The organism is Bradyrhizobium sp. AUGA SZCCT0222, from assembly GCF_018130205.1.
Taxonomy (GTDB): domain Bacteria; phylum Pseudomonadota; class Alphaproteobacteria; order Rhizobiales; family Xanthobacteraceae; genus Bradyrhizobium.
Genome location: NZ_JAFCLX010000001.1, coordinates 1 through 21,190, shown reverse-complemented (window position 1 = coordinate 21,190; position 21,190 = coordinate 1). Strand labels below are relative to the sequence as shown.

At 63.4% G+C, this 21,190-nt stretch carries 18 protein-coding genes; 2 read left to right on the top strand and 16 right to left on the bottom strand.

Annotated elements, in window-relative coordinates; translation table 11 throughout:
- The 10 genes from serS to JQ629_RS00045 all read right to left on the bottom strand — a co-directional run bounded on the left by serS (position 1) and on the right by JQ629_RS00045 (position 10,900).
- Positions 1-1,425 (bottom strand): serine--tRNA ligase, encoded by a 1,425-nt coding sequence (serS, locus tag JQ629_RS00090; protein WP_212410621.1) that lies wholly within the window; start codon positions 1,423-1,425, stop codon positions 1-3.
- A 249-nt stretch (positions 1,426-1,674) separates the two neighbouring features.
- A complete protein-coding gene (gene tatC / locus JQ629_RS00085; RefSeq protein ID WP_211996703.1) occupies positions 1,675-2,502 on the bottom strand; it encodes a twin-arginine translocase subunit TatC in 828 nt (275 codons plus the stop codon).
- Complete coding sequence (gene tatB, locus JQ629_RS00080; RefSeq protein WP_212410301.1) at positions 2,499-3,020, bottom strand: Sec-independent protein translocase protein TatB; 522 nt, start codon at positions 3,018-3,020, stop codon at positions 2,499-2,501. The genes tatC and tatB overlap by 4 nt, the downstream gene beginning before the upstream one ends.
- A gap of 155 nt (positions 3,021-3,175) precedes the next feature.
- On the bottom strand, positions 3,176-3,415 hold the full coding sequence (locus JQ629_RS00075; protein ID WP_192739514.1) for a twin-arginine translocase TatA/TatE family subunit: 240 nt from the start codon (positions 3,413-3,415) through the stop codon (positions 3,176-3,178).
- A gap of 230 nt (positions 3,416-3,645) precedes the next feature.
- Positions 3,646-4,377, bottom strand: coding sequence for an SMC-Scp complex subunit ScpB (gene scpB, locus JQ629_RS00070; RefSeq protein ID WP_212410300.1), 732 nt, complete (start codon positions 4,375-4,377; stop codon positions 3,646-3,648).
- A 21-nt stretch (positions 4,378-4,398) separates the two neighbouring features.
- The gene (locus JQ629_RS00065) at positions 4,399-5,229 is read right to left on the bottom strand and encodes a segregation and condensation protein A (protein ID WP_212269933.1); all 831 of its coding nucleotides are present in this window, start codon (positions 5,227-5,229) and stop codon (positions 4,399-4,401) included.
- The gene (nagZ, locus tag JQ629_RS00060) at positions 5,226-6,248 is read right to left on the bottom strand and encodes a beta-N-acetylhexosaminidase (RefSeq protein WP_212410299.1); all 1,023 of its coding nucleotides are present in this window, start codon (positions 6,246-6,248) and stop codon (positions 5,226-5,228) included. The genes JQ629_RS00065 and nagZ overlap by 4 nt, the downstream gene beginning before the upstream one ends.
- A gap of 47 nt (positions 6,249-6,295) precedes the next feature.
- On the bottom strand, positions 6,296-7,753 hold the full coding sequence (locus JQ629_RS00055; RefSeq protein WP_212410298.1) for an SPOR domain-containing protein: 1,458 nt from the start codon (positions 7,751-7,753) through the stop codon (positions 6,296-6,298).
- 120 nt (positions 7,754-7,873) lie between these two features.
- Positions 7,874-9,667 carry an arginine--tRNA ligase gene (gene argS / locus JQ629_RS00050; protein ID WP_212410297.1) on the bottom strand — a complete coding sequence of 598 codons (1,794 nt, stop codon included), beginning with the start codon at positions 9,665-9,667 and terminating at the stop codon, positions 7,874-7,876.
- Between the two features lie 24 nt (positions 9,668-9,691).
- Positions 9,692-10,900, bottom strand: a complete 1,209-nt coding sequence (locus JQ629_RS00045) for a deoxyguanosinetriphosphate triphosphohydrolase (protein ID WP_212410296.1) — start codon at positions 10,898-10,900, stop codon at positions 9,692-9,694.
- Positions 10,901-11,007: 107 nt separating this feature from the next.
- Here JQ629_RS00045 and erpA point away from each other — a divergent pair, with 107 nt between their 5' ends.
- Positions 11,008-11,337 carry an iron-sulfur cluster insertion protein ErpA gene (gene erpA / locus JQ629_RS00040; protein ID WP_192739521.1) on the top strand — a complete coding sequence of 110 codons (330 nt, stop codon included), beginning with the start codon at positions 11,008-11,010 and terminating at the stop codon, positions 11,335-11,337.
- A gap of 6 nt (positions 11,338-11,343) precedes the next feature.
- Here the strand turns inward: erpA and JQ629_RS00035 are convergent, their stop codons facing one another.
- The 3 genes from JQ629_RS00035 to JQ629_RS00025 are packed head-to-tail and all read right to left on the bottom strand — an operon-like array spanning position 11,344 to position 16,460.
- The gene (locus JQ629_RS00035) at positions 11,344-12,183 is read right to left on the bottom strand and encodes an amidohydrolase family protein (RefSeq protein ID WP_249134729.1); all 840 of its coding nucleotides are present in this window, start codon (positions 12,181-12,183) and stop codon (positions 11,344-11,346) included.
- A gap of 17 nt (positions 12,184-12,200) precedes the next feature.
- Positions 12,201-15,326, bottom strand: a complete 3,126-nt coding sequence (locus tag JQ629_RS00030; RefSeq protein WP_212410295.1) for an efflux RND transporter permease subunit — start codon at positions 15,324-15,326, stop codon at positions 12,201-12,203.
- 3 nt (positions 15,327-15,329) lie between these two features.
- The gene (locus JQ629_RS00025) at positions 15,330-16,460 is read right to left on the bottom strand and encodes an efflux RND transporter periplasmic adaptor subunit (protein ID WP_212410293.1); all 1,131 of its coding nucleotides are present in this window, start codon (positions 16,458-16,460) and stop codon (positions 15,330-15,332) included.
- A gap of 157 nt (positions 16,461-16,617) precedes the next feature.
- Here JQ629_RS00025 and xth point away from each other — a divergent pair, with 157 nt between their 5' ends.
- Positions 16,618-17,409, top strand: coding sequence for an exodeoxyribonuclease III (xth, locus tag JQ629_RS00020; protein WP_212410292.1), 792 nt, complete (start codon positions 16,618-16,620; stop codon positions 17,407-17,409).
- A 53-nt stretch (positions 17,410-17,462) separates the two neighbouring features.
- Here the strand turns inward: xth and JQ629_RS00015 are convergent, their stop codons facing one another.
- The 3 genes from JQ629_RS00015 to JQ629_RS00005 form a co-directional block, all read right to left on the bottom strand.
- A complete protein-coding gene (locus tag JQ629_RS00015; protein WP_212274949.1) occupies positions 17,463-18,323 on the bottom strand; it encodes a tetratricopeptide repeat protein in 861 nt (286 codons plus the stop codon).
- The gene (locus tag JQ629_RS00010) at positions 18,310-19,023 is read right to left on the bottom strand and encodes a dihydroxy-acid dehydratase domain-containing protein (RefSeq protein WP_212410291.1); all 714 of its coding nucleotides are present in this window, start codon (positions 19,021-19,023) and stop codon (positions 18,310-18,312) included. The genes JQ629_RS00015 and JQ629_RS00010 overlap by 14 nt, the downstream gene beginning before the upstream one ends.
- 220 nt (positions 19,024-19,243) lie before the next feature.
- A complete protein-coding gene (locus JQ629_RS00005; protein WP_212410290.1) occupies positions 19,244-20,479 on the bottom strand; it encodes a cytochrome P450 in 1,236 nt (411 codons plus the stop codon).
- Positions 20,480-21,190 lie beyond the last annotated feature (711 nt).

The following is a 21,190-nucleotide window of genomic DNA, read 5'->3' as shown; positions in this document are numbered from 1 at the left end:
CTATTTGTCGTGCTCGATCACTTTGAGGCCGCCCATATAAGGTTGCAGCACGTCGGGTACCGCAATCGAGCCATCCTGTTGCTGATAGGTTTCCATGACCGCAATCAGCGCGCGGCCGACCGCAGTGCCGGAACCGTTCAGCGTATGCACGAAACGCGGCTTGCCGTCGGGCCCGCGATAGCGCGCATCCATGCGCCGCGCCTGGAAATCGCCGCACACCGAACAGCTGGAGATTTCGCGATAAGCACCGCCGTCGCCCTGCCCCGGCATCCACACTTCGATGTCGTAGGTTTTTTGCGCGGAGAAACCCATGTCGCCCGCGCACAGCGTCATGACACGATAATGCAGGTCGAGGCGGCGCAGCACTTCCTCAGCACAGGACAGCATCCGCTCGTGTTCGTCGCGGCTGTTCTCCGGCGTGGTGATCGAGACCAGTTCGACCTTGGTAAACTGATGCTGGCGGATCATGCCTCGGGTATCACGGCCGGCGGCACCTGCCTCCGCACGGAAACACGGCGTCAGCGCCGTGAGACGCATCGGCAATTCCTTGTCGTCGACGATGGATTCGCGGACGAGGTTAGTGAGCGATACTTCGGCCGTGGGAATGAGCCAGAGACTATCTGTCAACTCCGTGCCCATTGGGAGGCCAACCGGCACATCTTCGTTGAACGCCTCCTTTCTCAAAGTAGCTTGCACCATAGCTTCTATGTGCTTTGAGTGTGCGAGGAAACTGTTCAGCGCTTTCGCCATACCTCGTGCAGTTTGGAACTGATCCTCTTCAAACTTTGGCAATTGCCCCGTACCGAACATCGCGTCGCTACGCACCAATAGCGGCGGATTGATCTCGCTGTAGCCGTGCTCGTTGGTGTGGAGATCGAGCATGAATTGCCCGATTGCGCGCTCCAGCCGCGCGAGACCTTTTTTCAGCACGACAAAACGCGCGCCGGACAGTTTCGCCGCCGCCTGGAAGTCCATATAGCCGAGCGCGCCGCCGAGATCGTCATGCGGCTTCGGCGCAAAACCGTGGGTGCGCGCCTTGCCGAACACCTGACGCTGCACATTGCCGTGCTCGTCGGCGCCGTCGGGCACCTCGTCGAGCGGCAGGTTCGGGATCGCGGCCAACTCTTTTGCAAGCTCGTCGTCCGCCGTCTTTGCCGCAGCTTCAAGCTCGGGCATCGTGGTCTTGAGCTCGGCGACCTCGGCCATCAACTTCGATGCACGCGCCTCATCCTTCGCCTTCTTGGCGTCGCCGATTTCCTTTGAAGCCGCATTGCGCCGTGCCTGTGCCTGCTCGGACGCCTGGATCGCCGCGCGGCGCCGTTCGTCGATCGCCAGCAGCGACGGCGACAGCGGCGCCAGGCCACGGCGCTTCAGTCCGGCGTCGAAGGCTTGCGGGTTATCGCGGATCGATTTGATGTCGTGCATTTCAAGAATTCCTGGGCCACCGCTCTGCAAACAAGCAACGCATAACGTTGTCATACAACATGAATTCCGTACCCCGAACTGACGCAATTTGGAACACTGAAGACATACTCAGTGCCCGCCATCCTGAGGTGCGAGCCCTTCGGCGAGCCTCGAAGGATGGGAAACAGGTGCCTGTGGCTCATCCTTCGAGGCGCGCAAGAGCGCGCACCTCAGGATGACGGCAGGATGTGCGGCAGGCGCCGAAAGGCCCTACTCGGCCGGATTGGCCGCGGGCGGCGGGGTCGCGGAGGGCGGCGTACCGGTCGCGGCCTTGGCTGCGGCGGCGGCCCGCTTCTCCACCAGGGCGACCGCGAGGATCGAGCCTTCGTAGAGAACCAGCAACGGCAGCGCGAGCGAGGCCTGGCTCAGCACGTCGGGCGGCGTCAGGACGGCGGCGATGACAAAGGCGACCACGATGAAATAGCGCCGCTTTTCGCGAAGCTGTTTTGCGGTGAGGATGCCGATCCGCCCCAGCAGCGTCAGGATCACCGGCAACTGGAACGCGATGCCGAAGGCGAAGATCAGCCCCATCATCAGCGACAGATATTCGCCCACTTTGGGCAACAGCTGGATCTGCGCGGTCTCGTCGCCGCCGGACTGCTGCATGCCGAGCGAGAAGCGCACCAGCATCGGCAGCACGATGAAATAAACCAGGAGCGAGCCGAGCACGAAGAAGAACGGGGTCGCCACCAGATACGGCAGGAACGCACCGCGCTCGTGCTTGTAGAGCCCGGGCGCCACGAATTTGTAGATCTGCGTCGCGATGATCGGGAACGAAATAAAGCCGGCGCCGAACAGCGCGAGCTTCAACTGCGTGAGGAAATATTCCAGCAGCGCCGTGTAGATGAACTTCGAATTCTCTGGGCCAGCGACCCAGACGAACGGCCACACCAGCACGTTGTAGATCTGCTTGGCGAAGAAGAAGCAGAAGATGAAGGCTATACCGAACGCCAGCAGCGCCTTGATCAGCCGCGAGCGCAGCTCGATCAAATGGTCCATCAGCGGCGCTTTGCTGGCCTCGATGTCTTCGTCGCTCATGACGCTTTGGCGTCCTTGAGAATATCCGGCGCCGGTGGCGCGATGTCCTGCTGCTGCGCGGCCTGAACTTCACGCGTAATCACCAGCGGCTCGGAAGCAGCCTGATAGGTTTCGGCCTCGACAAAGGTCTCGGCCGTCGGGGCGGCCGGCGTGGTCGGCGCGACGATTTCGGGCGTCACGCTTTCACCGATCGAGGTTTCCACCTGCGAATTGACGGGCTTGTCGATGTCGCCGATCTGCAAGGCGTCGCCGACGTCCTTTTGCAGCGAAGTCATCAGATTGGTGGGAGACATGCCGGTCGCGACGTCCTTGACCTCGTCAAAGCTCTTCTTGAGGTCGGCCATTTCGGCCTCGCGCATCGCTTCCTGGAACTGGCCCTGGAATTCGGAGGCCATCTTGCGGGCCTTGCCCATCCATTGCCCGACCATGCGCAGCACGCCCGGCAGCTCTTTCGGGCCGATGGCGATCAGCGCGACAACCGCGATGACGACCAGTTCACTCCACCCGATGTCGAACATGAAAATTTCCGCTTACGCGACCCCGCCCCAACCAAATCTCATTAGCAAGATTTTGGGGCGGCCCGCGTCTTTTCTCAACCGGCGTCCATGACTTCAATAGGCCATGCCTTCACCGGACACCGGTCCGCGCCAGACGGGCGCCTACGACTAAACCGTCAGACAGCCTTGCTGCCGACATCGGTGCGGGCCGCCGTCGGCGCCGCATTGTGATCAATGGTCTTGGTCGGCTCGACCGCGGGCTTTTCCGCAGGCTTGTCATCGTCCTGCAAGCCTTTCTTGAAGGACTTGATGCCCTGCGCGACGTCGCCCATCAGGTCCGAAATCTTGCCGCGGCCGAACAACAGCAGGACCACTGCGATCACGACGATCCAGTGCCAAATGCTAAGCGAACCCATCCTGCAACCCTCCAAAAGAGACGGCCGGCAACCGGCCCAAGCTTTGCCGGAAGGTAGGCCCGGGAGGTGTCAAAAACAAGGACCCAAGCCGCGGCAAATCGCTGTCGCGACTACGTATTATTGCTACCGTTAATCCGGTTTCGAGGACCAACCGGCCCTTGGCGGAACAGGCTCCGAACCGGGCCCGTTCTACTTTGCATGGGGTTGTTTTCGATATTTTTGTCCGCGCCCTAGCTCTCGCTCGGCGTCTCCGGCTCGGCGGCCGGCGCCAGCAGGAGTTCCAGGGTGTCGCCGGCATCCAGCGGATCCTCGTCCTCTCGCAGCGCCACGTCGTCCGACGGGGTCGGCACGCTGAAGCCGGAAGGCAGCCGCGAATCCAGCAGGCCCGTGCCCTTCAGCTCTTCCAGGCCCGGCAGATCGCCGAGTGCTTCGAGGCTGAACTGCGACAGGAACCCCTCTGTGGTTCCAAAAGTCAGCGGACGGCCCGGCGTCTTGCGGCGGCCGCGGGGACGGATCCAGCCGGTCTCCAGCAACACATCCAGCGTGCCCTTGGAGGTGATCACGCCGCGGATTTCCTCGATCTCGGCGCGCGTCACCGGCTGGTGGTAGGCGATGATCGCGAGCACCTCGATGGCCGCGCGCGACAGCCGCCGCGTTTCCGTGCTCTCCCGCGTCATCAGCCACGCCAGATCGCCGGCGGTGCGGAACGTCCATTTGTTGGCGACCCGCACCAGATTGACGCCGCGCGTGGCGTATTCCGCCTGCAGTTGCGCCAAGGCGACCTTGACGTCGACGCCGTCGGGCATGCGCTTGGCCAGCGCCGCCTGATCGACCGGCTCGGCGGAGGCGAACAGCAGCGCTTCCAGCAGCCGCAATTCTTCGGGCCGCGCTTCGGGCTCGTTCGTGGGATCGACGGAATGTTCCTCGGCTTCTTCCATTCGCTTTTCCGCGAGGCTCGCCATGGCTAGGTCTCCTTCTTCCACTTACTCGACCGAGAGATCCGAAGCGGACATCGCCCCGGACGCTTGCGGCTGACGCTTACGAAAATACAGCGGCGCGAACGCCTCTTTCTGGTTCAGTTCCATCTCACCTTCCCGCACCAGCTCAAGCGCTGCGGCAAAGGTGGAGGCAAATACCGTCGCCTTCTGCGAGGGATCGACGACATAGCTGAGGAGATACTCGTCGAGGCAGCTCCAGTCATCGGCCACGCCGACCAGCCGCTCCAGCGAGGCGCGCGCTTCCGACAGCGACCACACCGTGCGCTTGGCCAGATGCACCGTTGCCAGCACCTTCTGTTGACGCTGCGTGGCATAGGCCGTGAGCAGGTCGTACAGGGTCGCGGTGAATTTGGGGTGGCGGATTTCTGCGATCGATTCCGGATTGCCGCGCGGGAAAATATCGCGCTGGAACTGCGGCCGGTTCATCAGCCGGTTGGCCGCCTCGCGGATGGCTTCCAGCCGGCGCAGCCGGTTGGCGAGCGCGGTCGCCATCTCCTCGGCGCTCGGGCCGTCCGGCGTCGCCGGCTCGGGCAGCAGCAGCCGCGATTTCAGGAACGCCAGCCAGGCCGCCATGACGAGGTAGTCGGCCGCGAGTTCGAGGCGAATCTTTCGCGCCGCCTCGATGAAGACGAGATACTGGTCGGCCAGCGCCAGGATCGAAATTTTGGACAGATCGACCTTCTGTTGCCGCGCCAGCGTCAGCAACAGGTCGAGCGGACCTTCATAGCCCTCGACGTCGACGACCAGCGAGGGCTCGCTGTCGGTGCCGTCAGCGGCGGGCCGTCCGGTCTCAAACGATAGAATCTCCGCCGTCATACCGTCCCTACCCGATTCATCAACGCGTCCAGTTCAGCCCGCGCCGCCTGCCGGTCGAGCGGCAACGGCGCCTTTCGCGAGGCCAGCGCCCGGTTGGCGCGATTGAGTGCCTCGCCCGTCAGTTCCGGCGTCTCGGCTGCGACATCACGCATTTCGTCGAGCTTGCCGTTGCAGTGCAAAACCACGTCGCAGCCGGCGTTGACGATGGCTCGGGTCCGCTCGGCGATCGACCCCGCCAACGCATTCATGGACACGTCATCACTCATCAACAAACCCTGGAACCCGATTACGCCGCGAATCACTTGCCGGATGATTGTCGCAGAAGTCGTCGCCGGATGGACGGGGTCTAGCGCGCTAAACACAACATGTGCGGTCATCGCCATCGGCAGGTCCGCCAGCGGTTGGAAGGCGGCAAAATCGGTCCGATCGAGCTCTTCCCTAGTCGAATCAACCGTCGGCAGCCGAAAATGGCTGTCCGCTGTGGCCCTTCCATGGCCGGGAATGTGCTTCAGGACCGGCAACACCCCGCCCTGCTCGAGCCCCTCGGTGACGGCGCGGGCGATCGCGGCAACCTTGCCCGGGTCGGTTCCATAGGCCCGGTTGCCGATAACAGCGTCGGCGCCGGCGATCGGCACGTCTGCGAGCGGCAGGCAGTCCACCGTGATTCCGAGGTCGATCAGGTCGGCTGCGATCAGCCGTGAACTCAAACGGGCGGCCTTGAAGCCCAACTTGGGGTCAATGTCGTACAACGCCCCAAAGACGGCGCCTGGCGGATAGACCGGCCAATGCGGCGGTCCGAGCCGCTGGACCCGCCCGCCTTCCTGGTCAATCAGGACAGGCGCATCGGCGTTTCCGATCAAATCGCGTAATTCGCCAACAAGCGAAGCAACTTGCGCGGGGGTCTCAATGTTTCGTTTGAATAGGATAAAGCCCCATGGCAGCTCGGCACGGATAAAAGCGCGCTCGTCAGCGCTCAATTCCAGTCCGGATATGCCTGTGATGAATGCGCGGCTGCTCATGGGGGCCGATTAGGCCCCTCACAGCTCCCGGGTCAAGGAAACGGCCGTTAATTCCTGAGGATGACGCACTGTCCGCCGGCGGTTTTCAGGTTGCCGCACAGCTGCGCCGCCTCCTCCTGAGAACCAAACGGTCCGACCATCGAGCGGTAAACGACGCCCTTTTCTCCGAGATCCGCCCGCCTGATCGAAGCCGAACGTGTCCCCAGCACGGATGGATACTTGCCCTGCAGCGCCCGGTAGGAGGCCAGCGCATCGGCCTCGTTCTTCTGCGAGGAGACCTGGACGAGGTATCCAACGCCGGAAGGCGCGGCCTGCGCCGGATTGGTCGCGGCGACACGGGTGGGCGCCGGATCGGGCGCTACGCCGCCTTGCGGCGTCAACGCGAGCGGACCATTGGCGCTGGCGTTGGCGGATGACGGGTTGCGCGGCGCCGCGGCCGGGGCTGGCGCCGGTGCGGCCGTACGGGCAGCCGGCGCCGGCTTTGCCGACGCAACCCCTGCAGGAACGCCGCCGTTGTCGGCGTCGCCCTTCACGGCAAGGGTCTTGATCTTCCGTGGTTCGTTGTTCGGCAGCGAGCCGTTCGCGGCGGCAGCTGGCGGCGGAGCGGCCGGAGAGACGCTTGCGACCGAGGGCGGGCTGCCATTCGGGTTCAGCGGCGGAAACACCACGCGCGGGCCGGACCTGGAATTGACGTCGACCGGAGCCTCTTCACGCGACACTATCTTCTCGCCGCCATCGCCGGGCACCATGCGGTCCGGTGTCTTGCCAGCGGCGCCATCGCCGGGCGTCGCCATGACCTTGGTCGGGCTGTTGTCGGCCTTGATGATCGGCGGCTCGCCGCTGCGGGGTGAACCGACATAGGTTCGATAGGCGAAGGCAGCCCCCGTCCCGACCACAGCCAGCGCCAGCACCGCGGCGACCGTTATCAAGCCGTTGCTGCGCTTGCGCGGCGGCTCGGGCTCTTCCTCATAATCACTCTGGTAGGCGTAGGGATCATCCGGAAAGGCCGGATCACGCGCAAATTCATGCTGCCCGGATTCGAGCTGGCCATACAGCGCGTCGTCATACCGCGAGGGATCCACCGGCTGCTCAGCCGCGTATTGCTGCGCCGTCTCGTGATAGTCCTGTTCATGAGCCGCCGGCTGCTGAGCGGCGTAGCGGTGCAGGGGATGCACGGGGCTCGGCTGGTATTCCGGCTCCGGCTCTTCGTATTCCTGTTGCGGTGGTAGTGGCGGCGCATCGTGCCTGGCGCGCTGCATCCATGGCGGCGGGCCCGCGGCTACACTGACCCCTTCCTCCTCCACGGCGTCGTATTGCGGGCGCACGTTGGCCCGCGACTGCAGTGGGTGCGGGGTCTTGGTGCTGCCGTCAAACGGGTCGGACTGCCCGATCAGCCGCGCCAGCTCCGCGAGCGGATCGCTGTCGCCCTTCGGGGCAGCCGGGTCCGCGCCGCGATCATCGCCGGCGTCGGAAGGAAAAAGTCGTTCCTGGTATCGATCAGCCATCGTGAAGATGCATCCCCTTCGGGACAGCGCCAACCCGCCATGACCATAAGAGCCATGAAATACGAATTGGCCCCTGCCAGACACCCTCACAATCCCCATTGTGAGGGCCTTCGCCCCTGCCTACCGCATCTCGGTCGGAGCGTGGACGCCGAGAACGGCTAAGCCCGATGCCAGAACCGAGACGACGCCCTGGACCATTGCCAGTCGCGCCTTCGTAATCTGTGCATCATTAGTGATAATGAAGCGTAAATAGGGCAAATCCCGCCCCCTGGTCCAAAGCGCGTGAAATTCACTCGCGAGATCATAGAGGTAAAAAGCGATTCGGTGGGGTTCATGCGCCACCGCCGCCGCCTCGATCATCCGGGGATAGAGCGCCAATTGCTTCAGCAGGCTGAGTTCCGCAGGGTCGGTCAGCCGCTCCACCGCGGCATCCCCGAGATAGGCCGCCCGGGCAGAATCGCTCTCCGGCAGGTCGGGAACCAGTTCCCGGGCGTTCTTGAAGATCGAATGGCCGCGGGCATGGCCGTACTGGACGTAGAACACCGCGTTGTCCTTGGACTGCTCGATCACCTTGGCGAGGTCGAAATCCAGCACCGCGTCGTTCTTGCGGAACAGCATCATGAAGCGCACGGCGTCCGAACCGACCTCGTCGACCACCTCGCGCAAGGTGACGAACTCGCCGGAGCGCTTTGACATCTTCACAGGCTCGCCGTCGCGCAGCAGCTTGACCAGTTGCACGATCTTGACGTCGAGGGCCGCCTTGCCCGAGGTCACGGCCTTCACCGCGGCCTGCATGCGCTTGATGTAGCCACCATGATCGGCGCCGAACACGTCGATCAGGTTGGTGAAACCGCGATCGAATTTGTTCTTGTGGTTGGCGATGTCGGACGCAAAATATGTATAGGCGCCGTCCGACTTGATCAGCGGACGATCGACATCGTCGCCGAATGCGGTGGCCCGGAACAGCGTCTGCTCACGGTCCTCATAATCCTCGACCGGCTTGCCCTTCGGCGGCTGCAGGCGGCCTTCATACACATCGCCCTTGGAGCGCAGATAATCGATAGTCTCGGTGACCTTGTTGTTGCCGGTCTCGATCAGCGAGCGCTCCGAGAAGAAGACATCATGCTTGATGTGGAGCGCTGAGAGATCGCCCTTGATCATCTCCATCATCATGTCGATGGCCTTGAGGCGAACGACCGGCAGCCAGGCGCTCTCTGACATCGCCTTGAGCTTGTCGCCGTATTCGGCGGCAAGCGCCTGCCCGACCGGCACGAGATAGTCGCCGGGATACAGGCCTTCCGGTATCGCGCCGATGTCTTCACCGAGCGCTTCGCGGTAGCGCAGATACGCCGAGCGGCCGAGCACATCGACCTGCGCGCCGGCATCGTTGATGTAATATTCGCGCGTGACGTCATAGCCCGCGAATTGCAGCAGGCTGCACAGCGCATCGCCGAACACCGCGCCCCGGCAATGGCCGACATGCATCGGCCCGGTCGGATTGGCCGAGACGTATTCGACATTGACCTTTTCGCCGCCGCCAATCGCGCTCTGGCCGTACGTGACACCTTCGCGCAGTACCGTGCGCAGCGCATCGGCCCACACCTCTGGCTTCAAAGTGAGATTGATGAAGCCCGGCCCGGCGACTTCGACGGAGGCGATCAGATCGTCCGCGCGCAGCTTTTCGGCGAACTTGTCGGCGAGATCGCGCGGCTTGGCCTTGGCGTCCTTGGCGAGCACCATCGCGGCATTGGTCGCCATGTCGCCATGGGTCGCATCGCGCGGCGGCTCGACCACCACGCGGGAGAAATCGATGCCGGCGGGCCAGTTTTCCTCGGCCGCCAGCACGGCACAAATCCTGTGCACGCGCGCAAGCACATCGGCAAAAAGGTGCGGAGAAGTGGGTTTTTCGGCCATATTTCTAAGTTCCTGGGCCGCCGCCTAACGCAAATCCGGGGTCGAGTCAAAAAGCCTTTGATGCTCGGTCAGGGCAAAACGGTCGGTCATCCCGGCAATGAAATTGCCGATCCGGCGGATACGTTCGCCCTCGGTCTCGCGCTCGGTGCCCTCGACCCACTCGGCCGGCAGGTCATCCGGAGATTTCTGGTAGCGCGCGAACAGGTCGAACACGATCTGCTCCGCCTCGCCCATCACCCGCATCACCCGCTTGTGGCGGTACATCCGCAGCTTCAGGAACGCCTTGATGTCGGCCTCTTCCGCCGCCACGGCAGGCGGAAACGCGACCAGCGGCTGAGCGCAGTGGCGTACATCATGGGCCGATTGCGGTTTGGCGGCGTCGATCCGCCTGCCGGCCTCCGCCACAACAGCCGAGATCATGTAGGAAATCAGCTCGCGCACCAATTCCGCCCCGCGCCTGCTGTCATCGAGATCGGGATAGTGCTTGCCGATGTCAGCGATGATGGCTGCCGTGAGCGGCATCACCTTGAGGTCGTCAACGCTGAACAGGCCCGCGCGCAGGCCGTCATCGATATCGTGGGCGTCATAGGCGATGTCGTCGGCGAAGGCTGCGACCTGGGCCTCCAGCGAGGCGTAGGTCCACAGCTCCAGATCATATTTGCGGTTGAAATCGGCGATCCCGACCGGGATCCCACTGTCGCTGTAGCGCCCGGCCGGGGCTCCGCTCCGCTCCGTCAGCGGGCCGTTGTGCTTGACGATGCCCTCCAGCGATTCCCAGCTCAGATTGAGGCCGTCGAACTCGGGGTAGCGATGTTCCAGCGAGGTCACGACACGCAAGGTCTGGGCGTTGTGATCGAAGCCGCCATGGGCCGCCAGGCATTTGTCCAGCGCCCGCTCCCCGGCATGGCCGAACGGGGGGTGGCCGAGGTCATGGGCCAGCGCCAGGGTCTCGGTGAGGTCCTCGTCGAGCCCGAGTTGGCGGGCCAGCGCGCGGGCGATCTGGGCCACCTCCAGCGAATGGGTCAGTCTTGTGCGGTAATGATCGCCCTCATGGAACACGAAGACTTGAGTTTTGTGCTTCAGGCGGCGGAAGGCGGTGGAATGGATCACCCGGTCGCAGTCGCGCCGGAACGGGCTGCGGGTCTTGCTCGGCGGCTCCGTAAACAGCCGGCCGCGGCTGCGATCGGGATCGCAGGCATAGAGCGCGCGGGGGGCAGCCATTCCGACCGACACGTTTTTTTAGTCCTTATCCATTTGATTCTGCGAGATTACATACTTAACTATGGGGAGCGCGGGATACCAAATGAATTGGGTATGACGCCTTCGACCGGAGACCACGCATGACCACTGCCATCACCGTCAGCGAGCGGGCCGCCCGCCGCATCGGGCAAATCCTCAAGACCGAGGGCGACGGCGCCATGCTGCGCATCTCTGTCGAAGGTGGCGGCTGCTCCGGCTTCCAGTATAAGTTCGACGTCGAACACGCGCAGGCCGAGGACGATCTGGTGATTGCGCGCGAGGGCGCGGTGGTGCTGGTCGATCCGGCATCGGTGCCGTTCCTGGCCGGCTCGGAGGTCGATTTCGTCGACGACCTGATCGGCGCGTCGTTCCGGGTGGTCAATCCGAACGCCACCGCCTCCTGCGGCTGCGGCACCAGTTTTTCGATCTGAGCGATATCAGCGCGGCGCGGCGAATAGCGCCTTCGCATTGCCGCTCGCGATCTGCTCGGCGATTTTTGGCGATAGCTGCGCCAGCCAAGCGCGATAGCTCGCCATGATCTCACCATAGCTCGCCCAGCGCTCCGGCACCCAGGTGTCCGAACCGAGCAGGAAGCGATCAGGATAGCGTTCGAACAGCGTCCGCCACTCAGCCGTCAGCTTGCCTGCGCCGTCGGTGATGCCGCTGCGATACGACAACTCTCCCCACAGCTTTGGGTATTTCGACAGCATCGCCGTGACGCGATCGGTCGACAGCCCAAAGCCGGTATGCGCCCAGATGATCCGGGCTTTCGGATTGTGCCGCATCAGGATCTCGACCGCCTCGTCGTCGGCATGGGCGTGCAGATAGAGGTCGTTAGCCACCGCAAAATCGACGGTCTTCTTCACCCACTCGTTTTCCGCCGACTTGCCCGACAGATGGAATTCGCCGATGCCGCGGTAATAGCCGCGCTTGAATTCGTCCTGCACGAGATCGAAGATCACGGGATCGCCGAACCAGCTCTGGATATCTGACCGGACGCGGTACGGCCGGATGAAAGGCACGACCTGCAGGCCATCGGCCTTCGCATCCACCAGCGCATGCGTTCCACTGTTCGGGCGGCTGGTCGCGAGGATGCCGGTGACGCGATGCTTCTTGAACAGCGCGAGCACCTCGTCGAGCTGGTAATAGGGCTTCGGTTCCCAATTATAATGCAGATGCGCGTCGAAGATTTCGATCGGCTCGGCCGGAACGGCCTTGGTCCCGGCAGTCCACGCAATCGCGATCAGGACGACAATGCATCGCAAGGCAGTCCGCATTGCCCGCGCCAGGACCATTACTCGGCCGCGACCACGTGCGGCCGCTCGCCGTCGGTTTCCTCGAGCTGCGGCTCGAGCCGGCGCTTCAGGCGGCGGTCGATGCGGTCGAGATAGATGTAGATCACGGGGGTGATGTACAGCGTCAGCAGTTGCGACAGGCACAGACCGCCGACCACGGCGACGCCAAGCGGCTGGCGCAGCTCGGCGCCGGCGCCGGCGCCGAGCGCGATTGGCAGCGTGCCGAAGATCGCGGCGAACGTCGTCATCATGATGGGGCGGAAACGCAGCAGCGCGGCTTCCCGGATCGCATGCTCGGCGCTGAGGCCGACGCTGCGGCGCTCCAGCGCAAAGTCCACCATCATGATGGCGTTCTTCTTGACGATGCCGACCAGCATCACGATGCCGATCATCGCGATGACGGACATCTCCATTCCAAACAGCATCAGCGTCAGGATCGCGCCGATGCCGGCCGACGGCAGGCCGGAGATGATGGTGATCGGGTGGATGAAGCTCTCGTAGAGGATGCCGAGGATGACGAAGGCCGCGAACACGGCGGCGAGGATCAGGACGCCCTGCCCGCGCAGCGAATCCTGGAACACCTGCGCCGTGCCGGAGAAGCCGGTGGCAATGGTCGCCGGCAGGTTGGAGCTCTGCTCGAGCGTGGTGATCTGGTCGACCGCATAGCCCAGCGAATAGCCGGGCGCGAGGTTGAACGAGATCGTCACCGCCGGCTGCTGCGCCTGATGGTTGATTTGCAGCGGCCCCACCGTCGGAACCAGTTTCGCCACGGCCGACAGCGGAATGGTCTGGTTGTTCTGGGTCTTCATGTAGAGCTTGGACAGGTCGGACGGATCTACCCGGAACTGCGGCTGCACTTCCAGGATGATCTGGTAGTCGTTCGACGGCATATAGATGGTGCCGACCTGGCGCGAGCCGTAGGCGTTGTAGAGCTGGTTGCGAACCTGGTCGACGGTGACGCCGTAAACCGCGGCCTTCTCGCGGTCGATATCGACCGTCATCTGCGGGTTCTTGATGTAGAGATCGGTGGTGACGTCGAGCAGGCCCGGCACCTTCTCGATCTTGTCGCGCATTTCCGGCGCCAGCCGGTACAGCGAGTCGGTGTCGCCGCTCTGCATCACATACTGGTATTGGCTCTTGGAGATCCGCCCCCCGATATTGAGGTTCTGGATCGGCTGGAAGAACGCCTGCATGCCTGGAATCTGGCGGGCTTTGCCCCGCAGCCGCCCGATGATCGTCGTGAGGTTGTCGCGTTCCTTCTTCGGCTTCAGCGCAATGAACAGCCGTCCGTAATTCGCCGTCGTGTTCGGTCCGCCGGCGCCGACGGTGGAATTGATGTATTCGATCGCAGGATCGCTTCTCAGCACCGCGACCAGCGCCTGCTGCCGCTCCTTCATCGCATCGAAGGACGTGTCCGTCGCAGCCTCGGTCACGCCGATCAGGAAGCCGGTGTCCTCCTGCGGGAAGAAGCCCTTCGGCACGATCATATAGAGGTAGACGGTGCCGCCCAGCGTCGCCAGCGTCACGGCCAGCATCAGCGCCTTGCGCGCCAGCACCCAGTCGAGCGTCCATTCATAGGCACGCAGCCAGGATTCGAACATCGCCTCGAAAACGCGAAGCACGATGTTCGGCTTCTTGTTCGGGTCGTGCGCCCGCAGCACGCGCGCGCACAGCATCGGCGTCAAGGTCAGCGAAACGAATCCTGACACGATGATCGCGACCGATACCGTCACCGCAAACTCGCGGAACACCCGGCCGACGATGCCACCCATCAGCAACACCGGGATGAACACGGCGATCAGCGAGAACGTGATCGAAATGATCGTGAATCCGATCTCGCGCGCGCCTTTCAGCGCGGCTTCAAACGGCTGCATCCCGCGCTCGATATGGCGGACGATGTTCTCCAGCATGACGATGGCGTCGTCGACCACGAACCCGACGGAAAGGGTCAGCGCCAGCAGCGTCATGTTGTTGATCGAATAGTCGAGCGCGTACATCACCGCGCAGGTGCCGAACAGCGAGATCGGAACCGCCAGCGCCGGAATGAAGGTCGCCGACGCCGAGCGCAGGAACAGGAAGATGACGAGGATGACCAGCCCGATCGCGATCAGCAGCGTCTCCTCGACGTCGGCCACCGCCTGACGAATGGATACCGAGCGATCCATCAGCACGTTGATCGACACCGATGGCGGGATCTGCGCCCGCAGCACCGGCAATTTGGCCAGAATGCCATCGACCACCGCCACCGTGTTGGCGTCCGGCTGTTTCTGGATGCCGAGCACGATCGAGCGCTCGTCGTTCAGCCAGGTCGCGATCCGCTCGTTCTCGACGCTGTCGTAGATCTTTGCAACCTCATCGAGCTTGACCGGCGAACCGTTGCGCCAGGCCACCACGATCTTGCTGTAGTCAGCCGCCTTGTCCATCTGGCCGGAGGCCTGCAGCGCCACGTCCTGCTTTGGTCCATTCAGCGTGCCGACCGGGGTCGACGAATTGGCGGCCGAAACCGCGGCGCGGATGTCTTCGAGCGACAATCCGCGCGCCGCGGCGGCTTCCGGATCGGCCTGGACGCGAACGGCGAACTTCTGCGCGCCGTAGACGCTGACCTGCGCGACGCCCGGTATCTGCGACAACGTCTGGCCGATGGTGATTTCGCCATATTCGTTGACCGCCGACAGCGGCAGCGTGGACGAGCCAAGCACCACGAACAGGATCGCGAAATCGGCCGGGTTCACCTTGCGGAAACTCGGCGGGATTCTCATCTCGATCGGCAAGCGGCGTTGCGCGATGGTCAGCGCCGTCTGCACGTCGAGCGCGGCGGAATCGATATTGCGGTTGAGATCGAACTGGATCGTGATCTGGCTCGAGCCCTGCGATGAGTTCGACGACATCGAGGAGATGCCGGCGATGGTCGAGAGCTGGCGCTCGATCACGCCGGCCACCGAGGCGGCCATCGTATCCGCGCTCGCGCCCGGCAAGGTCGCGGTCACGGCAATGGTCGGGAAGTCGACCCGCGGCAGCGCCGATACCGGCAGCAGGCGGAAGCCGAAGATGCCGAATGCAATGATCGACGCCGTGATCAGCGTCGTCATGACCGGCCGGCGGATGCAGAGCTCCGAGAGCGTCATCGGCTACGCCCCCGCCTTCTTCGCCCGCGCCTCGACCCGCGTTCCATCCGACAGCAGCAATTGTCCGTCGACCACCACGCTCTCGTCGCCGGCGAGCCCTTCTGAAATCACCGACATGCCCTGCGAGGTACGATCGACCGTGACCGATTGAACCTTGGCTGTGCCGTCCTTGACGATGAAGACGAAGTTGCCGGTCTGGCTGCGCTGCACGGCGACCGTCGGAACCACGATCGCATCTTCGCTGCGGATCGTCAGTCGGGTCGCGACCAGGGTGCCCGGCCACAAGGTCTCGTTCTCGTTGTTCATGATGCCGCGCACGGTAACCATGCCCGTGGTGGCATCCACCGTGTTCTCGACCATCGCGATCTTGCCGCTTTCCGAGCGCTGATGACCCGGGATCGTCGCGGTCACCCCGGATGCCCCCTTCGCCATCGACTCGCGCAGATCGACCAGCACGCGCTGGGGGACGGCGAACGTCACATAGACCGGTGCCATCTGGTTGATGACGGCGAGCGGTGCGAGATCGGCCGGCCGCACGAAATTGCCGACCTTGACGTTAGCCGCACCGACCCGGCCCGAGAACGGTGCGCGGATCGTGGTGTAGCTTTTCTGGACCTTCAGATTGTCGAGCGCCGCCTGGTCGGCCTTGATGGTTCCGGCCAGGATGTCAGCCGTCGTCTTGGCGTTGTCGAGATTGACCTGCGTGGTGGCGCCCTTGCCGATCAGCTCGCTGTAGCGCCGGACATCGCGCTGCGCACCTTCGAGCTGGGCCTGGTCCTTCGCCAGGACCCCCTCGGCCTGCTCGATCTGGGCGTCGATCTGGCGCGCATCGAGCGTGAACAGCAAGTCGCCTTCGTTGACCTTGGCGCCGTCCTGGAAATGGACCGACACGATGGTGGTTTCCAGCCGCGACTTCAGCGCCACGCTGGAGATCGGCGTGACGGTTCCGTTGGCGTCGACATCGACGGGCACGGACTTGCGCTCCGCCTTCGCCAGTTCGACCGAGACCATGCGCGGGCGCTGCGGCCCCTGTGCGCTGGCGTTGCTCCCCATCCACGACGAGCGGGTTGTGTAGGCCGCGACGGCAGCAATGCCGATAATGCCGGCGAAAAGTATCCAGTTACGCTTTTTCATAATTTTTCACGTCCGCCGGTCCGCAAAGGGCGGGACAGCTGGTCCCGGCCCCCTTGACGGCGACTTTTACGCCTTATTTCTAGATAGTTATCACAGCCTCGCGGCACATGGTATGCCACTGCAGCGAAAATGTGTGATTACAATCCGGGCTTTTGCAATGCGTATTGCTACGTGGAACGTCAATTCGGTCCGGCAGCGGATCGACCATCTCCTGACCTGGCTGAAGGACTGCGCGCCTGACGTCGTCTGCCTGCAGGAAATCAAATGCATCGATGACGCCTTTCCGCGGCTCGAGATCGAGGCGCTCGGCTACAACGTCGTCACCCACGGCCAGAAGACCTTCAACGGCGTTGCGCTGTTGTCGAAGCTGCCGTTCGAGGAAACCAAATCCGGCCTCGCCGGCGACGACGAGGATGCCCATGCCAGGTTCCTCGAAGGCGTGATTCCCCTGAAGAAGGGCGTGCTGCGCATCGCCTGCCTTTATCTGCCCAACGGCAATCCTGCGGATTCAGATAAATATCCCTATAAACTCAAATGGATGTCGCGGCTTCTTGAGTACTCCAGGGAACGACTTAAAGCGGAGGAGCCGCTGATCCTGGCGGGCGACTTCAACGTCATCCCGGCAGCCCAGGACGTCTACAATCCCGCCGCCTGGGCCAATGACGCGCTGTTCCGCCCCGCGACCCGCGAATCCTTCCAATCGCTGCTCGGGCTTGGCCTGACGGACGCGCTGCGGGCCGTGAACGACGCCCCCGGCCAGTACACCTTCTGGGACTATCAGGCCGGTGCCTGGCAGAAGAACTGGGGCATTCGGATCGACCATTTGCTGCTGTCGCCGCAGGCCAGCGACCGGCTCACCAATGTCGGTATCGACAGCTACGTACGCGCCTGGGAGAAGCCGTCGGACCATGTCCCGGTCTGGGCCGATCTCGATCTCGAAACCGCCTGAGCGAACAAGCGCCGCTCAAGCCAGCCGCGGCAGCCACCAAGCCGCGGCGGCAATCAGTCCCGGCGGCCCTGCACCCAGTGCTCGAGCATCTGCAGCGCCATCGCGCGGTCGTCGCCGGAGGCTTTCGACATCGCCCGGGTGTAGCTTTCCTTGATCCAGACCTCGTCCGGCGTCGCACTCTCGCTCGCCAGGGTCAGCCACATCAGCCCGCGCGCGCGCTGCGGCGGCAGCCGGTCGCCGTTGAACAGCATCTGGCCGAGCAGCGCCTGCGCCTGATGCTGGCCCTTCTGGGCGGCCAGACCAAGCCAGCGGGCGCCATAGCGGAAATCTTCCCGCGAGGCGTCGGGGGTCTTCAGATAGAGCCGCGCCAGATCGTACTGGGCGTCGGCATTGCCGAAATAGGACGCGGCATAGGAGAACATCTCCCGCGCCCGCTCCCGGTCGACCTTGACCTTCGAATTGGGAATGCCGTTGAGGTAATACCGCCCCAGCGCCACGAACGCGTTGGCCACGATCGTCGCCTGAGGCGCCGACGGGCTATCCTCGGCGTGCTGGTTGGCAATGCGGCTGAAATATTCGAACGCCCGCAGGTCGTCCTGGGTGACGCCATCGCCGTTGGCATACATCCGGCCCAGCTTCCACTGGGCCACGGGATGACCGCCTTCAGCGGCGTATTGCAGGGACGTCAGTGACGGCGCGGTCGCGGCAGCCGCCGCAGTTGCCGGCGGAATCGCCTTTTTTTGGCCCGGAATACCCAAGGCCTGGGCGTTCAACGCCTGGGCGGCGGGCTGGGAAACCACGGGAAGAGCGGCATCTTTGGGATTTACCGGCGCACCATCGAACGCGAATCCGGAACCCGCCACCGGCGCGGCCCCTAACATCAACGCAAGAATGATACGCCTAGATGTCCGCATAACACTGTTTCTCGTGCGCACCGCCTGGGTGGGAAACAGCGCCACCCATCGCCTGCCCGATCCTTTGGGCGTCCTTCCACAGCGCAGCCGATTTGAAGTTAGTCGCTCGGGACTGCCGTTTGGTCTCATGTTCAGGGGCGTCGGCGCCGGTCAACTTTACGTTAAGACTCGCCGCGGCGTTCTCTTCGCGGTCCAAACCGCGGACAGAACCTGGAAATACAGAACCTGGAAATTTCGGCTTCGACATGCCCGCGACCTTCACGACCGCACCTTCCTGCGCAATATTATCTTTTGGGCCGACGACACCGCCGGTGACGGCCATCACCTTTACGCTCTTGAGATTTTCGGCGATCGTCCGGCCCGAGGCGGTAAGGCAATTCCCGCGCAGGTGGCCATTGTCGAGCAGCGTCTTCATCAGAAGCGATATGCTCCCAATTTCCTGCATGTCTTTGGCAACATAACGGCCGCCCGGCTGCAAACCCGCGGCATACGGAGTCTTTTTGAAGATTTCCTCCGCGAAGATTTCGGCGACGTCGACCAAATCGAATCTGGTGCGGTAGTGATTGGTGATCAACGGCATGTGCGGTGCAGCATTGCTCGCGTCGCTGGATGCCGCGGCGCAGGCTTGCGGCGCGCACGCGGGACCCGCCGTCACGTGACGGCTCGGCAGCCTGTTCTTGATGTTGGTCCCTGCGTGCATCGCGAACCTGTTTCCCCAGCCGTCTCGTCTTCGCGAGCGCTGTGGCCATCAGCCTATGAAGGCATGATTTCATGCAGGGGTGTGGCTAAAAAGCGGCGCAGGCAACAGCTGGCTGATTTGACGGTTAAATGTTCAGGAAGTGTTGCGGCTACGCAACAATCGTAGCAAGTGGGCAACGATCGATGGCACAACCCGCACAGGCTGTGGAACCAAAAACCCGCTACTCCTGCTTTACGCCACCCGGACCGCGTGTTTGCCGTGCCACCGGCAACCGGTCGATCGCGCGCAGGCCAGGCCGCTTGCGCCATTTGATTTCGGATGGATCGACCGCCAGCGCCAGCTCGGGCCAGCGCCGGAACAGCGATTTCAGCGCACATCGGCCTTCGATCCGCGCCAGCTGATGGCCGAGACAAAAATGGATCCCGGTGCCGAACGCGATGTGGCGGTTGGGCCTGCGCTGCAGGTCGAGCCGCTCGGGATGCGGATTGGCTTGCGGGTCCATGTTGGCGGCGGCGAGCATCGCCATGACCTTGTCGCCCTTCCTCACTTGCACGCCGCCGAGGTCGACATCGCGGCGCACATAGCGCGGCTTGGTGAATTGCACCGGCGTGATGAAGCGCAGAAATTCCTCGACCGCCAGATCGAGCCGGCTTTCGTCCTCACCAAGCCAGTGGCGCAGTCCGGGATTCTTCAGAAGCTCGAACGCCGATCCGCTGATCAGATGCGTCGTCGTTTCGTGGCCGGCGAACAGCAGCAGGAACACCATCGACACGATCTCGTCGCGGCTGATCTTCCCGCCGTCCTTTTCGACGCGCACGATCTCGGCGATCAACCCCTGCCCGCCCTGCCGGCGGACGGTTTCGAGATGCTGCTCGACGTAGCGCCGCATGGCAAAAATCTTCGGCATCATGCCGAGAAAGCCGAGCGCGCCGGTGAAGCGGGTAAAGCCGCTGGCCCAGGCGGTGAATTTGGCGCGGTCGGCGAGCGGCAGCCCGAGCAGTTCGCAAATCACCGACAGCGGCAGCCTGCGCGCAAAGCGCTCGACGAGATCGGCCGGACTGCCATCGGCAAACAATTCATCGGCAAGCTGGTCGCCGATCGCCTGGATATGCGGCTCCATGTCGAGCACGGCACGGCGGCGGAACGCTTCGTCGACGATGTCGCGCAGCCGCTTGTGATCGGGCTCGTCCATCGACAGCATGCTGTTGGCGAGCGTGCGCACGATGCCCGGCATCCACCACTGCAGCCCGGCGACATTGCCATCGTCGCGGCGGATTGTGAAGGTTTCAGTGTCCTTCAGCACCTGATCGGCGAGCGCCTGCGTGGTGGTGGCCCACACCTTGCCGATGATGGGAAAGCGCACTTCCACCACCGGCCCGGTGGTGCGCAGCTTCTCGATCGCGGTGGCGGGGTCGCGAAAGAACTCCTGGCTGGTGAAGTCGGCCTGTAAACTCATGCGCGGTTCCTTCGCTGAAGTCCGATGCCCGATATGCGAGCTCGACGCAATAATTCCAGCCCCAATGAGTAACGTCATTGCGAGGAGCGATAGCGACGAAGCAATCCATGCTGCCCGCGCGGATGGATGGATTGCTTCGCTTCGCTCGCAATGACGGCGGGAAAGCGGCCATCCCACAAATGACGTCATCCCCGCGCAGGCGGGGATCCAGTACGCCGCGGCTTTTCGGTTCTATCATCAGCGTCTCTGGAATACTGGGTCACCCGCCTTCGCGAGGGCGGGTGACGACAACTGAATGTGGCTTCGCGATCTCGCGACGCATTGCGCCCGAGGTTTGCCAGAAGTTCCTTGCCCTTTCATAGAGAGGGCGCAGGGAAGACCGGGTGCGCGCTGCACCCGCGGTCCCGTGTGCGGTTTGCACAAAACAAAGTGCACACGAGCATACAGGGCAGCGGAGAACACCCGGCCTTCCCTGCGCAATGGCTTTACGGCTTATGCCGTGCTCTCCCCGGAGACGAGTTCTTGGTTGACTCCGTCGCTGCCGTTCCCGCTTGCGCTTCTCCGACAGCTTGACGCCTGCAACGGGCGCCAGGACCACACGGTTTTGCCGTACGCTTATCCACGCCGTCGTCGAGGCGTAAACCAGCGTCCACCGCAACCCGTCCAACGTCCGTGACGACGGCCGACGCCCTTCTGAGTAGGACGGGATGG

Coding starts and splice junctions, on each gene's coding strand:
- serS (WP_212410621.1), bottom strand. CDS start 1,425: ATGCACGACATCAAATCGATCCGCGATAACCCGCAAGCCTTCGACGCC.
- tatC (WP_211996703.1), bottom strand. CDS start 2,502: ATGAGCGACGAAGACATCGAGGCCAGCAAAGCGCCGCTGATGGACCAT.
- tatB (WP_212410301.1), bottom strand. CDS start 3,020: ATGTTCGACATCGGGTGGAGTGAACTGGTCGTCATCGCGGTTGTCGCG.
- JQ629_RS00075 (WP_192739514.1), bottom strand. CDS start 3,415: ATGGGTTCGCTTAGCATTTGGCACTGGATCGTCGTGATCGCAGTGGTC.
- scpB (WP_212410300.1), bottom strand. CDS start 4,377: ATGGCGAGCCTCGCGGAAAAGCGAATGGAAGAAGCCGAGGAACATTCC.
- JQ629_RS00065 (WP_212269933.1), bottom strand. CDS start 5,229: ATGACGGCGGAGATTCTATCGTTTGAGACCGGACGGCCCGCCGCTGAC.
- nagZ (WP_212410299.1), bottom strand. CDS start 6,248: ATGAGCAGCCGCGCATTCATCACAGGCATATCCGGACTGGAATTGAGC.
- JQ629_RS00055 (WP_212410298.1), bottom strand. CDS start 7,753: ATGGCTGATCGATACCAGGAACGACTTTTTCCTTCCGACGCCGGCGAT.
- argS (WP_212410297.1), bottom strand. CDS start 9,667: ATGGCCGAAAAACCCACTTCTCCGCACCTTTTTGCCGATGTGCTTGCG.
- erpA (WP_192739521.1), top strand. CDS start 11,008: ATGACCACTGCCATCACCGTCAGCGAGCGGGCCGCCCGCCGCATCGGG.
- JQ629_RS00035 (WP_249134729.1), bottom strand. CDS start 12,183: ATGCGGACTGCCTTGCGATGCATTGTCGTCCTGATCGCGATTGCGTGG.
- JQ629_RS00030 (WP_212410295.1), bottom strand. CDS start 15,326: ATGACGCTCTCGGAGCTCTGCATCCGCCGGCCGGTCATGACGACGCTG.
- JQ629_RS00025 (WP_212410293.1), bottom strand. CDS start 16,460: ATGAAAAAGCGTAACTGGATACTTTTCGCCGGCATTATCGGCATTGCT.
- xth (WP_212410292.1), top strand. CDS start 16,618: ATGCGTATTGCTACGTGGAACGTCAATTCGGTCCGGCAGCGGATCGAC.
- JQ629_RS00015 (WP_212274949.1), bottom strand. CDS start 18,323: ATGCGGACATCTAGGCGTATCATTCTTGCGTTGATGTTAGGGGCCGCG.
- JQ629_RS00010 (WP_212410291.1), bottom strand. CDS start 19,023: ATGCACGCAGGGACCAACATCAAGAACAGGCTGCCGAGCCGTCACGTG.
- JQ629_RS00005 (WP_212410290.1), bottom strand. CDS start 20,479: ATGAGTTTACAGGCCGACTTCACCAGCCAGGAGTTCTTTCGCGACCCC.